This is a genomic window from Halobacteriovorax vibrionivorans, assembly GCF_003346865.1.
GTDB lineage: Bacteria > Bdellovibrionota > Bacteriovoracia > Bacteriovoracales > Bacteriovoracaceae > Halobacteriovorax_A > Halobacteriovorax_A vibrionivorans.
Genome location: NZ_QDKL01000001.1, coordinates 706,064 through 722,603 on the forward strand (window position 1 = coordinate 706,064; position 16,540 = coordinate 722,603).

The 16,540-nt window shown below is 35.2% G+C and carries 17 protein-coding genes and 1 other RNA gene; 5 read left to right on the top strand and 13 right to left on the bottom strand.

Annotated features, from left to right (window positions below; translation table 11 throughout):
* Positions 1-16: 16 nt before the first annotated feature.
* Genes DAY19_RS03390 through DAY19_RS03410 form a run of 5 tightly spaced genes read right to left on the bottom strand, consistent with a single transcriptional unit; the run spans position 17 to position 3,581 of the window.
* Complete coding sequence (locus DAY19_RS03390; protein ID WP_114705775.1) at positions 17-568, bottom strand: hypothetical protein; 552 nt, start codon at positions 566-568, stop codon at positions 17-19.
* Positions 558-1,775: a radical SAM protein gene (locus DAY19_RS03395; RefSeq protein WP_114705776.1), complete on the bottom strand. Its 1,218-nt coding sequence runs from the start codon at positions 1,773-1,775 to the stop codon at positions 558-560. The genes DAY19_RS03390 and DAY19_RS03395 overlap by 11 nt, the downstream gene beginning before the upstream one ends.
* The gene (locus DAY19_RS03400) at positions 1,775-1,990 is read right to left on the bottom strand and encodes a hypothetical protein (RefSeq protein WP_114705777.1); all 216 of its coding nucleotides are present in this window, start codon (positions 1,988-1,990) and stop codon (positions 1,775-1,777) included. The genes DAY19_RS03395 and DAY19_RS03400 overlap by 1 nt, the downstream gene beginning before the upstream one ends.
* Positions 1,980-2,984: a radical SAM protein gene (locus DAY19_RS03405; protein WP_114705778.1), complete on the bottom strand. Its 1,005-nt coding sequence runs from the start codon at positions 2,982-2,984 to the stop codon at positions 1,980-1,982. Before DAY19_RS03405 ends, DAY19_RS03400 begins: the two co-directional genes overlap by 11 nt.
* Before the next feature lie 9 nt (positions 2,985-2,993).
* On the bottom strand, positions 2,994-3,581 hold the full coding sequence (locus DAY19_RS03410) for a hypothetical protein (protein ID WP_114705779.1): 588 nt from the start codon (positions 3,579-3,581) through the stop codon (positions 2,994-2,996).
* 57 nt (positions 3,582-3,638) lie between these two features.
* On the opposite strand from DAY19_RS03410, the gene DAY19_RS15130 reads away from it, so the two are divergent.
* Positions 3,639-4,016 (top strand): hypothetical protein, encoded by a 378-nt coding sequence (locus DAY19_RS15130; RefSeq protein WP_133296874.1) that lies wholly within the window; start codon positions 3,639-3,641, stop codon positions 4,014-4,016.
* Here DAY19_RS15130 and DAY19_RS03415 read toward each other — a convergent pair.
* From DAY19_RS03415 to aroC, 3 genes are all read right to left on the bottom strand, one after another.
* Positions 3,979-4,698 carry a hypothetical protein gene (locus DAY19_RS03415; protein ID WP_133296875.1) on the bottom strand — a complete coding sequence of 240 codons (720 nt, stop codon included), beginning with the start codon at positions 4,696-4,698 and terminating at the stop codon, positions 3,979-3,981. The two genes, DAY19_RS15130 and DAY19_RS03415, sit on opposite strands and share 38 nt — an antisense overlap.
* A gap of 164 nt (positions 4,699-4,862) precedes the next feature.
* Entirely contained in the window at positions 4,863-7,049 is a 2,187-nt protein-coding gene (locus DAY19_RS03420) for a 3-dehydroquinate synthase family protein (protein WP_114705781.1), read from the bottom strand.
* A 1-nt stretch (position 7,050) separates the two neighbouring features.
* Positions 7,051-8,043, bottom strand: a complete 993-nt coding sequence (aroC, locus tag DAY19_RS03425; protein ID WP_114705782.1) for a chorismate synthase — start codon at positions 8,041-8,043, stop codon at positions 7,051-7,053.
* 83 nt (positions 8,044-8,126) lie between these two features.
* Between aroC and DAY19_RS03430 the strand changes: the two genes are divergently transcribed.
* On the top strand, positions 8,127-8,840 hold the full coding sequence (locus DAY19_RS03430; RefSeq protein ID WP_114705783.1) for a zinc ribbon domain-containing protein: 714 nt from the start codon (positions 8,127-8,129) through the stop codon (positions 8,838-8,840).
* Here DAY19_RS03430 and DAY19_RS03435 read toward each other — a convergent pair.
* Positions 8,837-10,231, bottom strand: coding sequence for a TolC family protein (locus DAY19_RS03435; RefSeq protein WP_114705784.1), 1,395 nt, complete (start codon positions 10,229-10,231; stop codon positions 8,837-8,839). The genes DAY19_RS03430 and DAY19_RS03435 overlap by 4 nt on opposite strands.
* A gap of 129 nt (positions 10,232-10,360) precedes the next feature.
* Here DAY19_RS03435 and rnpB point away from each other — a divergent pair.
* Together rnpB and DAY19_RS15135 are read left to right on the top strand one after the other, a co-directional pair.
* Positions 10,361-10,724, top strand: an RNA gene (gene rnpB, locus DAY19_RS03440) — RNase P RNA component class A.
* 48 nt (positions 10,725-10,772) lie between these two features.
* A complete protein-coding gene (locus DAY19_RS15135; protein WP_158536767.1) occupies positions 10,773-12,791 on the top strand; it encodes a S9 family peptidase in 2,019 nt (672 codons plus the stop codon).
* Here DAY19_RS15135 and DAY19_RS03455 read toward each other — a convergent pair.
* From DAY19_RS03455 to DAY19_RS03470, 4 genes are read right to left on the bottom strand one after another with little or no spacing between them, the layout of a single operon-like run.
* Positions 12,783-13,211, bottom strand: a complete 429-nt coding sequence (locus tag DAY19_RS03455) for a hypothetical protein (protein ID WP_114705785.1) — start codon at positions 13,209-13,211, stop codon at positions 12,783-12,785. The genes DAY19_RS15135 and DAY19_RS03455 overlap by 9 nt on opposite strands.
* On the bottom strand, positions 13,208-14,236 hold the full coding sequence (locus DAY19_RS03460; RefSeq protein WP_114705786.1) for an HhH-GPD family protein: 1,029 nt from the start codon (positions 14,234-14,236) through the stop codon (positions 13,208-13,210). Before DAY19_RS03460 ends, DAY19_RS03455 begins: the two co-directional genes overlap by 4 nt.
* Positions 14,237-14,257: 21 nt before the next feature.
* Complete coding sequence (locus tag DAY19_RS03465) at positions 14,258-15,028, bottom strand: hypothetical protein (RefSeq protein WP_114705787.1); 771 nt, start codon at positions 15,026-15,028, stop codon at positions 14,258-14,260.
* On the bottom strand, positions 15,021-15,662 hold the full coding sequence (locus tag DAY19_RS03470; RefSeq protein ID WP_158536768.1) for a helix-turn-helix domain-containing protein: 642 nt from the start codon (positions 15,660-15,662) through the stop codon (positions 15,021-15,023). Before DAY19_RS03470 ends, DAY19_RS03465 begins: the two co-directional genes overlap by 8 nt.
* Before the next feature lie 223 nt (positions 15,663-15,885).
* Between DAY19_RS03470 and DAY19_RS03475 the strand changes: the two genes are divergently transcribed.
* Entirely contained in the window at positions 15,886-16,413 is a 528-nt protein-coding gene (locus DAY19_RS03475; RefSeq protein ID WP_114705789.1) for a pentapeptide repeat-containing protein, read from the top strand.
* Positions 16,414-16,540 lie beyond the last annotated feature (127 nt).

A 16,540-nucleotide genomic window follows, 5' to 3' on the forward strand; every position in this document is an offset into this window, starting at 1 on the left:
ATCCTTTTAAAATATCTTAATAGTGACAACCACAATTATTGTGGCATGCACAAACAGCGTTACAATTACAGTCTGTATTACAAATACAGTCGGCCCTTAAAGTATTATAATAATTTAAAATCTCTTGAACATGAGGCTCTTTAATCGTTTGACCTGTTTTATTCCAACCATAAGTTCCACGATGATAACCACCGGCAGTATCATCATCTCTTGTTTTTGGCCTATTATCAGAAGGAGAAGGATTTGCAGCACTCCATACTGAATCATTTGGTGTCATTTGATTCAAACGAGAGACCATATTAGCTGCTACACTATTTGTAATCTTAGTACCTGCTGCATATGAGTTAGTAGGTGTACCAGGATTATACATTGCATGCTGACGTCGCCTTGCCATTTCTGCTGAGATAACATCTCGTAAAGCCTTAACATGGGAGCCGTAAATAATTTTTCCAACTGCAATATTAATATTTAACGTATGTGTTCTATTTGAAGAACAAACTCCACGGTGCCCTGAACAAGTTGAAGTTCCCGTATTATGATAGGAACAATGTCCACCACTACATGCCATTTGCCATCTCCCTGTTTCTGTATTCCTCATCAGTTTCTGCATGTAAAGCAAATAAGTGCTTCTGTACTGCGCGGTCAATTTCTCCAAAAGCTTTAAAAAAGCCACAAAGTTCATTAACCCAATTATCCGTCCACTTAGCGAAAAAGTCAGTTTTCTCACTCTTTTCATGACTTGCAACAGGACAAATCATACAAGTCGTGGCAACACAATCTTGGCAATCTTTATGGATTTTCTTTAATGGTTCTTCAAATTTCTTTGTATAAGCACTAATCTTTTGGACAAATTCTTCATCATGGATATCGCTATACGCTAATTCATCCTTATGTTTTGAATAGATGGCACCGTGACAAGCGTAGAGATTCCCTCTTTGATCAATTGCGGCCATATTATAACCAGCAGAACAATGCTTTCTATTATCTTCTCCACCAAACCATGAACAAAGATAGCGTCCATTTTCACGGTAAAATTCAATTTCACGCTTAGCAATTTTCAAGAACTCACTTCTAAAGACTTTTACCGCATCTTTTTTCTCGTCTAAGCTAAATTTTGTAATATAGTCGATGGTTGGTGAGTAATTGATATTAATATTCTTTGAAACCTTCCAAAGAAGTTTTTGAATATCATGATAATCTTCCCAACATTTATAAAGACTATCCATACTGTCAATTGGAAGGGTTGCCTTCATACTCACATTGATACCAAGATTTGCTAACTCATAGAGGTTATTAATTACTTGATTACTAGATGCCTTCTTATTCTTCATTAAACGGTAATTATCATTAACCGCACGGCCATCATAAGATACCTGAACATGAAGTTTAGACATATCAACATTATCAATAATTTTCTTCATATTGTGCATATTGAATGCATTTGTATAAAGGTGAAAATCAATATTATCGTGTTCACGATATTGATTCATAAGATCGATAATAAATTTTGGATTTAAAGTAGGCTCACCACCCCATAGAGAGATATTTAGGCCATCATATTTTGCTTGAAACCATTCCTTGTCTTCAAGGATACTATCAATCCTTTTAAAAATTGTTGGTAGATCGTTATCAAGCCTTGCCTTGTCAACTTTCTCTCCTTCAAAACAATATGTGCAATTAAGATCACATAGTGCAGAGGTTGTAATTTCAAGTGTGAAGTAATTCCTTACGCCACCTTTTGCTTTCGCTGGGTTTTCAATATTATAAGCTACCATTATTCAATCTCCGTATTCATGATTTCATCCAAGATGTTATCGAGTTTATCTTCCGAAACCTTTTCCTCTTCAACTTTTATCATTGCTAGAATTTCATCAGCATCTTTTAAAAGTTTGTCAGAATACTCAGGTGCAATTGGATGCATATGCTTACTAGCTTCAACAAGATGTTGAGCGGCCAAATACATACTTCGATTCAGTGCTTTAAGATTCATAAATTTCTCGCTTCAAGATTCGTTTAAAATATTCATTCCCTTTCAAAGTTTTAATCATACGTTGTACTTCTTTGTAGAAGTGCTTATACATAAAACAAATACTTTCAATTGGGCCTTCATTTTTTATGTTCTCATACAAACAGCCTTTTCTACAGTAATTTTTTACCGAACAAGACTCACAAGCTGCCATATTTTTGTATTCTGGAATTTTAAGATATAAGTCGTCATCTTTGAAGCGATTACAGGCAATTAGCTTATCTTCAGAGAAGGATAAATGAGTATCCCCGGCACCACAATAATCAATGCGCACATCTTTAGCTGTGTAGCGTAAAATATGCCTTAAATATGTGAGTATAATTTTTGGCATTTCAACATTATCAACGTTTTCAATATACCAATCGACCAGTTCACTAAAGCCATAATTCACTTCTTGTGCACTTTCATTGGTCCAAACACCCACATCTCGAATTAATGTTAAATCAGGATTGAGATTAAGGACTTTTTTAATATAGAGATGATTTTCTAATATATTATTATTTCCAGAGTAAATCATTGAATGACACGAAAGATCATTCAGCTTTTTTATTATTGGGAGCTTTTTTTGATAAAGATAATTGGTACCACGGCCATCATGCTGATTGCGATTTATATCCTGCCATAGGCCATCATATGATAATGAGACTCTAACTTTATTAGCATTTAAAAATTCAACTTTTTCATCATCAAGTAAAAGACCATTGGTTGGCATATAGAATTGCACATTGGGATCATCTTTTAGTTCTTTAGTTACTGTAACGATTTTATCCCAATGTAGGAGAGGCTCTCCTCCATAGAAATCAACTTGAATAAGCTCTTGTGGGTTTTTAGAACGTACTTTTTCATAGGACTCAAAGAATAAGTCAGTATTAATTGACTTCTTAGAAAGCTTATCAACATTGCAGTAACTACAATCTAAGTTGCAAGCTTCCGAGAAAGCTATTGATAAGACAATCATTTTATCCCTTTATGATTTAACTTTAACCCAGTGACGTCCATTGACCTCGATTTCAGTTTTTCCATCACCAAAAGTGTCTTTCATTTCCTTCTTCTTGTAAATGGCCACAAGACGTTCTGGAAAGTCTCTTTTTTCTTGTAATGTCATTTCAGTTAAATTTCCGTGCTCATCATTTGTAAGCGGTGTTCCACAAGGGTACTCCTGATCGACATAAGCAAGGACCCAACCACCAATAGCAATCGGAACTTCAAGCCCAGCATTACCTTCACCTACACCCATACCAAAAGTATCAGATGCAATTCCGATAACACTCAACTGACACCTTTCCGTACAAAGCCTTGCGCCTTCGACAGTGTCGATATAGCATTTTCCATATATTAATTCGTCATTAAGTAATTGAAAATCTGCGACATCATTCCAAACGGCATTAAAAACACGCGTAGCCGTCACATCACCAGTTGCCTTGATACTACCTCTTGCAACAAAGTTTCCATTACAAGCAAAATCACCACCGGAATAATATAAATCGTTTCCACCACCAGCTGTATATGAAAAAGTTGCAGCTCCATAATTTAATGTTCCAGTTCTCAATGTCATAAGTACACCTTTGAAAAATTATTCTATAATTTCCTAAAACTATTATATAATAATAACATGAAACGAAGAAATTTTATTTTATCTACAGTCTTTTCACTTTTTACCTACAAATCGTTTGTACATGCATTTTCACGTGCAAAAGTAATCGACTCAGATAACATACTAATATCTAAGGATAATGGAACCTGTATCACACTAAAGTCAGGAATGAATTACCAACTTCCTGATAATCCTAAGAGTATTCATTCTTGTATTCATTTCAAGGTTATAAAATCAAAAAATTCGAAATCCCCTACTATAACTAGTAAGAATCACATGATAGCCGAAAAAAATGGGCAACTCATTATTGACAAGGATATCAGCATTGAAAAGTCTCGTTTCTTTTCTCTACAGTATATTAACGAAGAGTTCGGCTGGATTGTTTTTCGCGGATAAGAAATAAGAGACCGATAAGAATTAAATTCGATACAAATTCCACCCTCATTGTTAAGACAGTTAACAGATGAAATATTATAATAGAACTTGCCCATAGATAGAGGCATGAGCGTTTTTTGAAATATAGAAATAAACCCGAAAGTTCTAAGATTACGATCCCTAGACCAATTAGAAATAGAATAACACTTGGGATTACATCTATGATCGGCCAGCTATGATTAGTTAAAAGGTGTGATTCCTTAATAATCTCTCTGAGTCCTTCAAAGTGAAAATATCCAAGGCTTTCATTAAAAAATGCTTTAAATGAATAAAATAATTTCCAGAATCCAGACATAAAATAAATGAGAACAATGGTAAGTTTAGAAAAATCTAAAATTGCTTTGTCACTTTTTTCATCTCTTCCTTCAAATATAAAAAGAATAGAAATATAAAACCAAGCAAATAGATCATGATCAAAATCGGCACCATTTGTTAATGCGATAATTAAAAAGAGGAAGATGGAATATAAAATGCGAAAGTATCTACGTAAAAAGGAGCCTATTGAACCAAATATTGAAATGGCCCAAAGTATTATTAGCGGAGTGATTGAATTAAATGAGGGTAGTAAGCTTGCAACCCAATTACCAGAGTTTTGAACTTCATAGCCTTCATAGAGATACATACTCACAAGTGGAAAAGTCATGAGGTAAAATATCTGAGATATCGTACTTAACATCTACTGGCCTCTCGTTGTACTAAAGAGATTCCAACTAAAGAAAGGATATACGTTTCCTCTATAGCCTATCGACTCACATAGAATAGATAGTGATATAAAAAGAATCGTAAAAATCAATTCTGCTTTTTTCACTAATTGATAACCTCAAAGAAATTTGGAAATGATTTTTCAACACATTCCGTATTTTCTAATTTTCCTCCACCATTAACAATCTGATAGAGGTAAGAGACCATAACCATACGATGATCACGAGGAGGTGTTAAATCGACGACACGTCCATCAGCTTTTCTGCCTTCTATTTCAAGAAGATCATTTTCTTCATCATAATGATGTTTGATATCGTATAGCTCCATTAAATCCATAACTGCATTTAAACGATCTGATTCTTTATGAACTAAAACTTCAACACTTCTAATAATTGAGACACCATCTGCATAAGATGCGAGAAAACAAAGCGTCGGAATAAGGTCGGGACAGTCTCGACAATCAATCTCAAAGCCATTTAAATTTTCTACACCATTAAATAGAAGCCCGTCTTTTGTAAAATCGAAGTCTCCACCTAGCTCTTCTAATAAACTTATAAATTGACTATCTGCTTGGAATCGATCGATTCCCTTACAATTCTCAACAAGCACAGGTCCAGACATACATGCATATGCTAGTGGATAACCAAGAGAGCTAAAATCGACAGGAACTTCAAAGACTTGTTCTCCACTTTTAAATCTTTCGATTAGATTTAGTGTCATCTCCCAATATGGACGACTTGTGGACATATTAACTGGCTCCACATCGATATCGTTGGGAGATAAGGCCATTGCCAGTCCCGTTGCAAACTGAGTTGATCTTGAGCAATCAACTTCATAAACACCTTTTGATATATTAATTGGCCCTTGAACTTGAAACCAATTTTCTTCATCTCTTAAAACTTCGACATCTAACTCATCTAGTGCCTTTTCTAGTTCATCCATTGGACGATCAAACATTTTTTCACTTGGTATCAAATTATACTTATTATTTCCAAGCGAAAGTAATGGGATTAAAAAACGATTTGTTGTTCCACCATCTCCTGAGACAAGGTTAATAACTTCATCAGTCTCAATTTCACAAGCAGGAAAGGAGTCCTTTATTGTGACACTTCTTCCCTCTTTATTGATCTGTAAACCAATATGCCCAAGACAATTAAGCATATGAATAACATCTGTAGATTCTGGAAGATCTAATAATTCAATGTCTTGTGGATATATAGCAGCTAAAACAAGCGCACGATTAGCAAAAGACTTAGATGAAGGAACGCGGATCTTCTTAATGAAATCCTTCGTTGCTCCTTTACCGTGGGCATACTCCATTAGTCGCTTTCTTATTTCATCCAGAGACACTTCTTGAATGATAGGCTTGCCTATCCCTGAAGGTAAAATCACTTCAATTGTATTATTAGCAACGACTTTTTTATCTTTTGCAACATATTCCATAAGCTCATCGATAGGTAAATTATCTTGCCACGGACACATAAGAGCATTTAGACCAAAGACATGAGCAAATTGATTTAGGAACTCACTCTCTTCATCTCTTTGAAAGATGTTAAATATAAGTTTAAGCCCCCAAAATACAGCAACTCCATGCGGTAGTTCGTAAACTTTTTCAATAGCGTGTCCTAGTGTATGTCCTAGGTTTAAGATCTTTCGAATTCCACCTTCTTTAAAGTCTTGATCAACTATCTCTTGCTTATAACGAGCACAGCGAATTGTAATTTCATCAAATGATGCTTCATTATTGATAAGGTTAAATACCTCTTCATCTAAGAAGAAGTACTTTGCTAATTCCCCAAGGCCAGAGATGAAATGATCTTCTGGTAAACTTTGGAGAAACTCAGAACATATATAAATATTATCTGGTAAGTGAAAAGCTCCGATTAAATTCTTACCAAAGGCCGAATTCACTGCAACTTTTCCACCGATACTTGCATCAATCATTGAAAGTAGAGTTGTTGGAATAACACTCCAGCTAATTCCTCGTAGGAGCATGGATGCAACAAGACCAGCAAAATCAGAACACGCGCCTCCACCAATAGCAACCAGGTGGGCCTTACGATGAATGCCTCTTTCTAAAAAGAATTCACATGCTTTTTCGACTTCACTTAACTTCTTACAATCTTCTCCGCCAGGAGCTATATAGATATCTACTCCATTCTTAGGATCTATTAGATCTAAGTAGAGATCATTAACATTAGAATCAATGATAATTAGTATCCGATCTGAATCGATCTCATTAATTATAGTATTAATCTTTTGAATATCACTAAAATGCTTAATTTCAGACAATTTAAACCTCGTATGCCTTTTGTCTTAAAAAATGATCTGCTAAAACGACTCTTACCATTGATTCCACGACAACAACTGCACGCGGAAGAATGCATGGGTCATGACGTCCTTCTTTTGCATTTGCGCCAACTGTTGAAGTGGGCTTAAATGTTAAATCTAAGTTAATCATCTCACCATTACTTATTCCACCTTCAATTCCCCCAAAATTTGCACTATCAACGCTTACTTCTTGTCCACTCATATCGGCCATTTTCACACCTGCACCAAATGAGAATGCGACACAAGCTCCAATTGATAAAACAGCTTTTGCAAGATCTGCTTTCAGCTTATCAAAAGCAGGCTCCCCAAGACCGACTGGACAATTTTCAATATTAACGGAAATTCGACCACCAACAGAATCGCCCTTGGCCTTTAAATCAATCAAGTACTTTTCAATCTCTTGATCTTTACTAGGATCTCCAAAATTATAAGTTCCTAAATCTTGTGGAAAAGACTTAATTATATTTTCACATTCAAACGGCCCAAGCTTAGAAATAAAAGTATTAACTTTCACCTTAGGAAGAACCAAACTTGCAAAATAACCAGCAACAACACGTGCAACTGTTTCTCGTCCACTACTTCTTCCACCACCACGATGATCTCTAATTCCATACTTTAAATCATAAGTTCGATCAGCATGACCAGGCCTATAATTATCTTTTAATTTATCGTAATCCTTACTTCGTTGATTAGTATTTCGAATGATAACAGCGATTGGTGTTCCCAAAGTCTTATTTTCAAAAACACCTGAGAGAATCTCTGCTTTATCTGCTTCTTTACGGGCAGTCACTCCCTTTGAGCGACCAGGTGCTCTCTTATCAAGCATTGCCTGTAAATCTTCTAGATTAAAATCAAGACCACTTGGTACTCCATCAAGAACAACACCAAGTGCTGGGCCATGGGATTCACCAAAGGTAGTCATTGAAAACATTTTACCAAATATACTTCCGCGCATTATAACTCCTATCCCCTTATTATCACCTTAAATATATAAATATTCCAATCGCAGCTGCTAGGTAAATATGTTATTAATTATGAATGGAAAACTTAAAATACTTAAAAGATGTCATGAGCCTAGATAAAGTCATATTAGGCTTAAAGCAAGCTAATAATGAAGAGTTAAAGCGTATTGAATTTCTCATTAAGCAAAAAGACAAGAAAGAAGAGGAAATTGCTCAACTACGTAATGATACCAAGCAAGCAAAAGAGCAGGTTACGGCCAATGAAAAGTCGATTTTCGAAATAGAAAAAAAACTAGAACAAAGTAGAGCAAATCTCAATGCTGTCACTAGTCAACAACAAGAAGAAGCATTAAGCGTAAGCATAAAAAAGCAAGAAGATGAGTTTGAAGGCTTGCAAGATAAAACATTAGAGCTTCTAGAAATGATCGAAGAAAAAGAAGCTCTTCAAAAAGAGGCCATTGAGTTTATTACCGGTATCACAAATACAATTGATGAGATTCAAGCAGAGGTCGATCAAGGCAATAAGGCCAATGAAAGTAAAGTTTTAAGTTTGGAAAATCAAATTGAAGGACTTTTAAGTGAAATACCTCCAGAAGCTGTGAAATTATATAAGATGGCCGCAGCAAAACGGGCCCATGATGCTTGTACATTTCTTATTGGACAAAGTTGTGGCAGCTGTAAATTTACATATGCAGTAGGAGAGGTTGCTACTTTTAATAAAGGAATTGATCTGATTCTTTGCAAGGGATGCCAAAGGTTACTCCTTCCTGCACCCCTAAGAGATATTTAATAAAAATATTGTTCAAGCTTTCCGTAGATATCAAGTAAGTTGAAATATAATTTTTCTCTTCTACTAATATATTCTACGTATTTATTTTCAGTATTTATAAGGCGCTCTTCTGCACTTATCACGTTATCAAAGTCAGCTCGTCCTCTTGAATATAATTTATTATATTCTTTAACAGATAGTGTTGCTAACTTATGCCTTTTTAAAACTAAGTCGATTGTTTTATCAATTAATCGCATTGTATTTGTCAGGGCCTCAAGTTGATTCTTAGTTCTAACTCTAGCTAGTCTCTGCTGATACTCTGTATTCATACGATTAATTTTTGCTTGTTTTAGAGAGTTCTCATCAGCACTAAAGCCAAGTGGTATAACTACCGTTAGTCCAACTTCTGTAGCATCATTATCAGAACCAAAAGTTCCGTCACTAAAAACATTTCCGTTGTTTGCTGTGACAGTTGAATAGGCATTTGTCTTATAGGCACCCATTAATTCAATCGTTGGAAAAACTGAATTATCAAACTTTTCTACCGTCTTATTTAGAGACTCAAGTTTTTTGTTCAAAGCTTGTATTGTAAGGTTCGAGTCAATATTACCTTCTTCAATTGGATCTAACTTAATTTTCTCAATACGATATAAGCTAATATCACTAAAGCGATGTCCTCTTTCGAGTTTACTTTCTAATGACTTTTTAAAAGTTTCTAATTGTGATTCCAATTCAGCATATTCTTCACTTACAGAGTTTACCTGTGCTTGTGCAGAATAGAGATCAACTCTCTCACGTAGTCCATCTCTTACCTGTTTTTGAACAAAGTTAAGTCTACGAACGGCCCTCTTCTTTGCTTCATCTTTTAAATTCAATAATGTCTTTGTTTTTTTATAATCGAAATAGCTTTCAATAAGCTCTAATACATTTTGAGATCTTTGCGCATCAAATTCGTATTTTGTTGAATATACTTCTTGTGCAGCAATTTCTTTATCCATTTTGTCATTGCGGCCTAAGAAGTTCTTACCAAGATCTTGTGTATAACTTACTTCTTGATTATAACCTTCATATTCAGTGCCACCATTAAAGTCGATATAAGATCCAGTGATCGCAAACTTTCCACCATAGATATTTTCTTTCGATAATTCAGCTGCCGAAGTATAGGCCTTATATGTATTAATTAAATTTGGGTTATTAGGATTCGAAATAAGTCCTACGTTATTAAATTCATTCAACAAACTGAGGGTCCATGGTCTTTTATCATCACTTTGAAGTTCAAAATTAAGTTTTGCTAACTCAAAATTATATCCAGCTTGTTTGATCTCAGTAGAATTTTTTAGATATTCTCTTACATAACTTTTAAGATTAGCACTGGCGTTTAATGATAGAATCGCCAATAAAATATATTTCATGTGGTCCCCACGTTATTACTTATCTTTATTACGAATGAAGTTAAAAAAAGTTTTACCAATTTATTCAACCCATGACTAGATACCGTGTAAGTCTTTGACATTCAGCGTGACATAGGGCATAAATCCAACAGAGTTAAGGAGACTATCGCTGGTTTATTATATTTCGGTATAATAGACGGGAGGAAAGTCCGGGCACCATACGGCAGCTTAGCGGGTAACGCCCGTCGGTCGCGAGACTAGGACAAGTGCAACAGAGAAGAAGTACAGGGGTTTGAACTCGATTGGGGTAGCTTCGGCCGGCCAATCAGTGACGAGATTTATCTCACCTGCTGTAGTGAAAATAGGTAAACTCTAGGCGGTGCAAGCTTGAATAGGTCAACTTATGGGGTAGCCGGCCCTTGTTGACGGGTTAAGCGCTCGAGCCAGTGGGTAACTACTGGCCTAGACGAATGATAGTCCAATACAGGACCCGGCTTATACCTTAACTCTATTTTTACAAATGTGTCGTTTCGGCGACACATTTTTCATTTCAGGGGGAATAATGGAATATCCTAAACCAAAGAAAGTCTCGCATGAGACAAAGATCCACGATCAAATTCTAACTGATGATTATTTTTGGATGAGAAATCGCGAAAGTGACGATGATGTCATGAAGCTTCTCAATGCAGAAAATGACCTTTTTAAAACATATCTAAAAAATAAAGGTAATTTGAAAGAAACAATCTTTGAAGAATTAAAGTCACGTGAGCTTCAAACTTATGAAACTTGTCCTTATCCTCACGATGATTATGAATACTATGAACGCTATGAAGAAGGTAAAGACTACCCTATTCACTTGCGTCGTCACTTAAAGTCTGGTGAAGTCCAAGTATGTTTAGATGAAAATGAATTGGCAAAAGGACATGACTTCTTAGACGTAGGAGCCTTTGATATCTCACCTTGCCACCGATATTTAATTTACACTGTTGATTATAATGGTGACGAACTATATGACTTATATATTCTTGATTTATCCACAAACAAGATCGTTCAAGAAGGACCAAAGAAGATTAGTTATTCACCATGCTGGTTTAATGACTCAAAGACTTATGCTTATATTGAAATGGATGAAAATCTTAGACCTTATAAAATCCATGTCACAGATATGGAAAACTCATTTGATAAAGTAGTCTACACTGAAGATTCTGGTGAATACTTCCTAAGCCTTGAAGAAACAATGGATCACCAATATATCCTAATCAATGTATCAGGATCTTCAAATAACAGTGTTCTTTATATGAAAGCTGATGCAAGTGATCTAAATCCAATTGAAATCTTTCCTAAAGAAGACAAGATTGAATATAGCGTTGAAAGTGATGGAGACGACTTCATTGTCCTTACAAATAAGTTTCATGAAAACTTTTCACTTCTTAGAACTCCAATAATGACTCCTTCATATAAAGACGCAAAAGTAATTATCGAAGGAACTAAAGAAAACTATCTAACAAACTTTAATACATTTAAAGATTTTATGGTCCTTCATTATCGCACAAAGGGACTTAATCGCTTTGCTATATTAAAAGATGAAAAGCGAATTGAGGCGAGTTTTCCCGAAGATGCCTACTTTGTAGGAGGTGGCGATAATGCAAACTATGAGACTAAGGTATTTCGCTATGAATACAGCTCATTAACAACACCTACTACAACATTTGACTACGATATAGAAAGTGGTGAATCAAAGAAGATTCATCAAAAAGAAGTCCCTGGTTTCGATCAATCTAAATACGAAGTTGAAAGAACTTTTGCTCCTTCTCATGATGGGGCCATGGTTCCAATGACTATTATTAAAGCGAAGACAACTAAGAAGGGTGATCCTAACAAATGCCTACTCTATGGATACGGCTCTTATTCCATGTCGATACATCCATGGTTTAATCGCAATATTATCTCACTTCTTGATCGTGGATTTGTCTATGCAATAGGACATATCAGAGGAAGTTCAACCCTAGGTCGTCACTGGTATGAAAACGGTAAATTTCTTTATAAGAAAAATACTTTTGAAGACTTCTATGCCTGTGGGAAATTTCTCATTAATGAAGGCTATACTGTTAAAGGTAAACTTGGAATCATGGGTGGTAGTGCAGGTGGAATGCTTGTAGGAGCAACAATAAATCTTGATAAAGAAAACCTCATCGGAGCTGCTGTTGCGGATGTACCATTTGTTGATGTTTTAAATACAATGCTTGATGACACACTACCTTTAACAAAACTTGAATACGAGGAATGGGGAAACCCAAATGATAAAGAATATTTCGACTATATGAAATCATATTGCCCTTATACGAATCTTGAAAAGAGAGAGTATCCTGCAGTTCTTGCAATAGGTGGGCTTAATGATCCTCGTGTTACTTATTGGGAACCTATGAAGTGGACTTATAAGCTTAGAGACCTTGCTACAGACTCAAGAGTAAAACTTCTTTGGACAAATATGGAAGCAGGTCATGCAGGTGCATCAGGTCGATTTGAAGCCTTTAAAGAAGTCGCCGATATTTATACTTTTTTAATAAATGAATTAGAATAATTCTACGAGGTCTTGGGGAGAGATCCCTAAGACCTTTGTCATCTTTGTCTTTTTTATCTCTTTTGACCAAATAAAACCATTAATTTCATCACCATCTAAAATTAATTTCATATCACCTTCTCCTGATCCTGGACGAAGGCAATCTTCATTTGAATGAGGCTGTTTTGAATAATCAAAGACTCTAATCCAACCATCTTCTTTTATTTCACGTATGATTGCGATATGACCACTATCACCACTAATCGGTATAATATTTTTTCGCCAAAGAACGATATCTCCGATACAAAGCTCACTAAACTTCTGCTTAATTTTCTTAGATGATTCAATTGCATCAAAAAGTTCAAAAACACGATTAAATGGAAGATTAATTCCCTTATCTGCCAACTCTTCTTGAATAACACTAAAGCAATTAACTTTCATGATAACTTAGCGAGGGCCTTTGTTGTGGCCGTTGAAATATTTAATTTATCCGTAAGCTTATACTTTCTAAACTTACCACTAAAACGATCTTTAAATTCTTGTGTTGATAACTCTAGAATATAATTTGTAATCTTATACTTAGTGATGGCGGTTTTATATTTTTTCAATTTCTTATAAGATAGTTTTTTATCTAAATGAGGATATTGCATTAAGTTCTTATCTTCACTTTTTAAGATAAAAGTTGGACACTCAACTTGTCCAGCAAGCCACTCGTCATCAGACTTCTTATATCCTAAGATCGAATTATTTTCATTTACAATAATTCTTAGAAGCTCAAGTTCATAAGTCTTAGCAATTTTCTTAACAGGAATTTCTGGATACTCAAGTGGATCTTTTGCATTTCCTGCAATACATTTTTTCTTAACAGGACAACCAAGACAGTTAGCACTTCTGGCCTGGCAGTAAATTCTACCAAGATCCATCAACGCTTCATTAATCTCACGGCCACCACATTTATTGATCTCTCTAAACTCACCTTCTTCAAACTTCTTTTTTAAAAGCTTTTGAAGTTTTGGTCCTTTCTTTCCTTGTATACCGTAAATTCGACTAACGACTCTTTCGATATTTGCATCTATTGCAAGTGCGTTCTTATTTTGTCCGATACTTAATATTGCATTGGCCGTATACTCACCAACCCCAGTAATCGTAATTAGATCCTCATAATTACCTGGAATTTTCCCGTCGTAATTTTCAACTATATCAATGGCAGCTTTTCTTAAGTTGCGCGCACGTCGATAGTAACCTAAACCTTTCCAAGCTACACATATCTCTTCTTCTGAAGTTTTAGAAAGTGCATGGACATCGGGATATATTTTCAAGAATCTTTCAAAATGATTTTGAACAGTTCCAACAGTTGTTTGTTGCAACATAATTTCAGAGACTAATGTCTTATAGACAGTTCTATCTCTTCGCCATGGAAGGTCTATATAAGCGTCTTTTGACCATTCGAGTAATTTTTTAAACATGATTATTTGTAGCGATTTCTACTATTTTTGACAAGTTGCTTTTAAATTATCTGCTAATTTAAATAGATCTTCTGGATAAAATGGCTTGGTTCCAACGCCATGTACCTTTGCTCCGATATTACTTAAAAAATCAGTAAGTTCCCCATTTGCTTCATCGATGTCTGTTAATACAAAGAGATGTTTCGCATTTGAATTCTTTACCCAGCGAATAATTTTCTTTGTATTATTTCCACCTTTAGTTTGGCAAAGGTAGAGATCATTAGCAATTTCTTTAAGGGATGAATCAAAGGCCTTAATCGTTAATGGACAAGAATGAGATAGTCTTGAGACGAAGCTTCGACGATAACAAGTATCCCCGGACTTAGACCAATCAGCACGTCTTAAAGAAGCACTTGTATCAATCCATATTTCATATTTTGACTTTGGTTTCTCTTCTACTTTTTTTGCCTTTCCACAAAAGATATCAAAGTAGGCACCAGTACAGCGAATCATATTTGATTCAATTGTATTTTCAACTTCAACCTTTTTATTAACTTTTCCATATTCTTGATCAACATAATCGACAGCTTTATCATTTTGGATATAGCCTTTCTGAGGATCAAAACATCCTTCACCCATTGGAACGCAATTTTCTTTTTCGTTTTGAGCTACTTTTCTATAATTGATTATTTTTGAATCTAATAACGTCGTCTTATTAGATGCCGCAGGAGAGATGAAGACGAATTCTACCGTATCAGGCAAGGAGAGCACTGACTGGGTAAGTAAGAATGCGAGAGTTAATCTCTTAAGCAATCATTCCCCTTTGTCTGAAATAACGAAATAAATCATTTCCTAAATCAACAATTAAATCACGAGCATCAATATCTAAGCTTAAAAAATCTGCAACATAAGCTTTTTGTCTTGGCGTTAGCTCTGCCATTCTTTGCTTTAGCATATCTTCATTACTTGTATCGGCCATAAATGGCATCGTTCTCGTTTTACCACCAACTTTTACTCTAGCATTGGCATTCATTTGAGCATTACCAGTTGAACCAGTTTTTAATGTATCAACAAGAGCATCTTCAAAACTTCCAGTAGGTACTTCTTCTCCCCTTGGTTGTTCCGGTGCTGATTGAGCTTGTGCTGCTGGTTGCTCTTTCTTTTCATCACCCTTATAGAACTTAACAAGTCTAATGAAGTGATCTGTAAAATGCTCTTCGACAAAATCAATCATTTCATGAAGTGGAATCTCAAGCTCCGCAGTTATTTTTGCTACTACTTGAGGGTTTATCTCCGTTGTCTTCATTGATAGAAAGCGTGAAATCGTTGAAACACCAAGCCCAGTTGCTTCGGCCAACTCTTTTTGAGTCATTGGGCCACGAACCTGCATGTATTTCCTAATAATCCCTAGGTAATCATCTAGTTTGTCTTTGTTAAATTCCGACATGAAATTCTCCTTGCAATTTGAAACACCATGCAAGTGCCTGATATTTCGATTACGTGCAATTGAGGTCCTAAAAAAAATCACCTCAAAAGTCCTTAATATCATTATCGGATTTAATTTTTATTTCTTGATGCAATTTTATTGCTTGACGCAATTAGTCAATTACCGCTATTATTGCATTGTGGATGAACAAATCCACTAATTAAGCAAGGCTTGGGGGGATCACATGGCCACATTAACAAACTTCATTATGCCAGAGAAACTATCAGACTTCACAAATGGACAATTTGAAGTGATTGAAAATGAGGTAGTAAAATCAAGTGATTTAAGTAACTTAACCGTATCTGGTTCTCTCTTCTCTCAAACTACTTTTGTCGCTGTTCACTTCAAGTCTTGCACTTTTTTTGGTTCAAAAATAAAACAGTGCAAATTTATCAACTGTGTATTTGAAAATTGCACCTTCGAATTTTCACATATTGAAGATTGCAATTTTGAAAGCAGCAGACTTATTGGGAATACATGGAAGTATTCCACTTTAAAGGGCTCAAGTATTGAGGAATGTGAATTTGATCTTGTAACTTTTAAGGTCATTAAAGATGGAGATCGAAATCAATACGATATTTTTGAAGAAACACAGGATATCGAAGAAATAAAAGAAGAAGTTGAAGCAGTTTTAAGCTTTGAACAAGCATTAACATCTTCACCGAAGCAATGGGGGACAAATCTCATTAACTTCATTAAATCAGCAGCATAAGTTTTAACTTAAATATTTAGCTGGCAATGGTGTTTATATCTAAAGTCTCAAGGAAAATACGGCCAGCCGCAAATCTAAATTGAGACGACATATCACAACCGAGTATAAAACAGAGGATGTTTTAGCG

Coding starts and splice junctions, on each gene's coding strand:
- DAY19_RS03405 (WP_114705778.1), bottom strand. CDS start 2,984: ATGATTGTCTTATCAATAGCTTTCTCGGAAGCTTGCAACTTAGATTGT.
- DAY19_RS03410 (WP_114705779.1), bottom strand. CDS start 3,581: ATGACATTGAGAACTGGAACATTAAATTATGGAGCTGCAACTTTTTCA.
- DAY19_RS03455 (WP_114705785.1), bottom strand. CDS start 13,211: ATGAAAGTTAATTGCTTTAGTGTTATTCAAGAAGAGTTGGCAGATAAG.
- DAY19_RS03430 (WP_114705783.1), top strand. CDS start 8,127: ATGGAAAACTTAAAATACTTAAAAGATGTCATGAGCCTAGATAAAGTC.
- DAY19_RS03475 (WP_114705789.1), top strand. CDS start 15,886: ATGGCCACATTAACAAACTTCATTATGCCAGAGAAACTATCAGACTTC.
- DAY19_RS03460 (WP_114705786.1), bottom strand. CDS start 14,236: ATGTTTAAAAAATTACTCGAATGGTCAAAAGACGCTTATATAGACCTT.
- DAY19_RS03435 (WP_114705784.1), bottom strand. CDS start 10,231: ATGAAATATATTTTATTGGCGATTCTATCATTAAACGCCAGTGCTAAT.
- DAY19_RS03470 (WP_158536768.1), bottom strand. CDS start 15,662: ATGTCGGAATTTAACAAAGACAAACTAGATGATTACCTAGGGATTATT.
- DAY19_RS03395 (WP_114705776.1), bottom strand. CDS start 1,775: ATGGTAGCTTATAATATTGAAAACCCAGCGAAAGCAAAAGGTGGCGTA.
- DAY19_RS03415 (WP_133296875.1), bottom strand. CDS start 4,698: ATGACTTTTCCACTTGTGAGTATGTATCTCTATGAAGGCTATGAAGTT.
- DAY19_RS15135 (WP_158536767.1), top strand. CDS start 10,773: ATGGAATATCCTAAACCAAAGAAAGTCTCGCATGAGACAAAGATCCAC.
- DAY19_RS03400 (WP_114705777.1), bottom strand. CDS start 1,990: ATGAATCTTAAAGCACTGAATCGAAGTATGTATTTGGCCGCTCAACAT.
- DAY19_RS15130 (WP_133296874.1), top strand. CDS start 3,639: ATGAAACGAAGAAATTTTATTTTATCTACAGTCTTTTCACTTTTTACC.
- DAY19_RS03390 (WP_114705775.1), bottom strand. CDS start 568: ATGGCATGTAGTGGTGGACATTGTTCCTATCATAATACGGGAACTTCA.
- aroC (WP_114705782.1), bottom strand. CDS start 8,043: ATGCGCGGAAGTATATTTGGTAAAATGTTTTCAATGACTACCTTTGGT.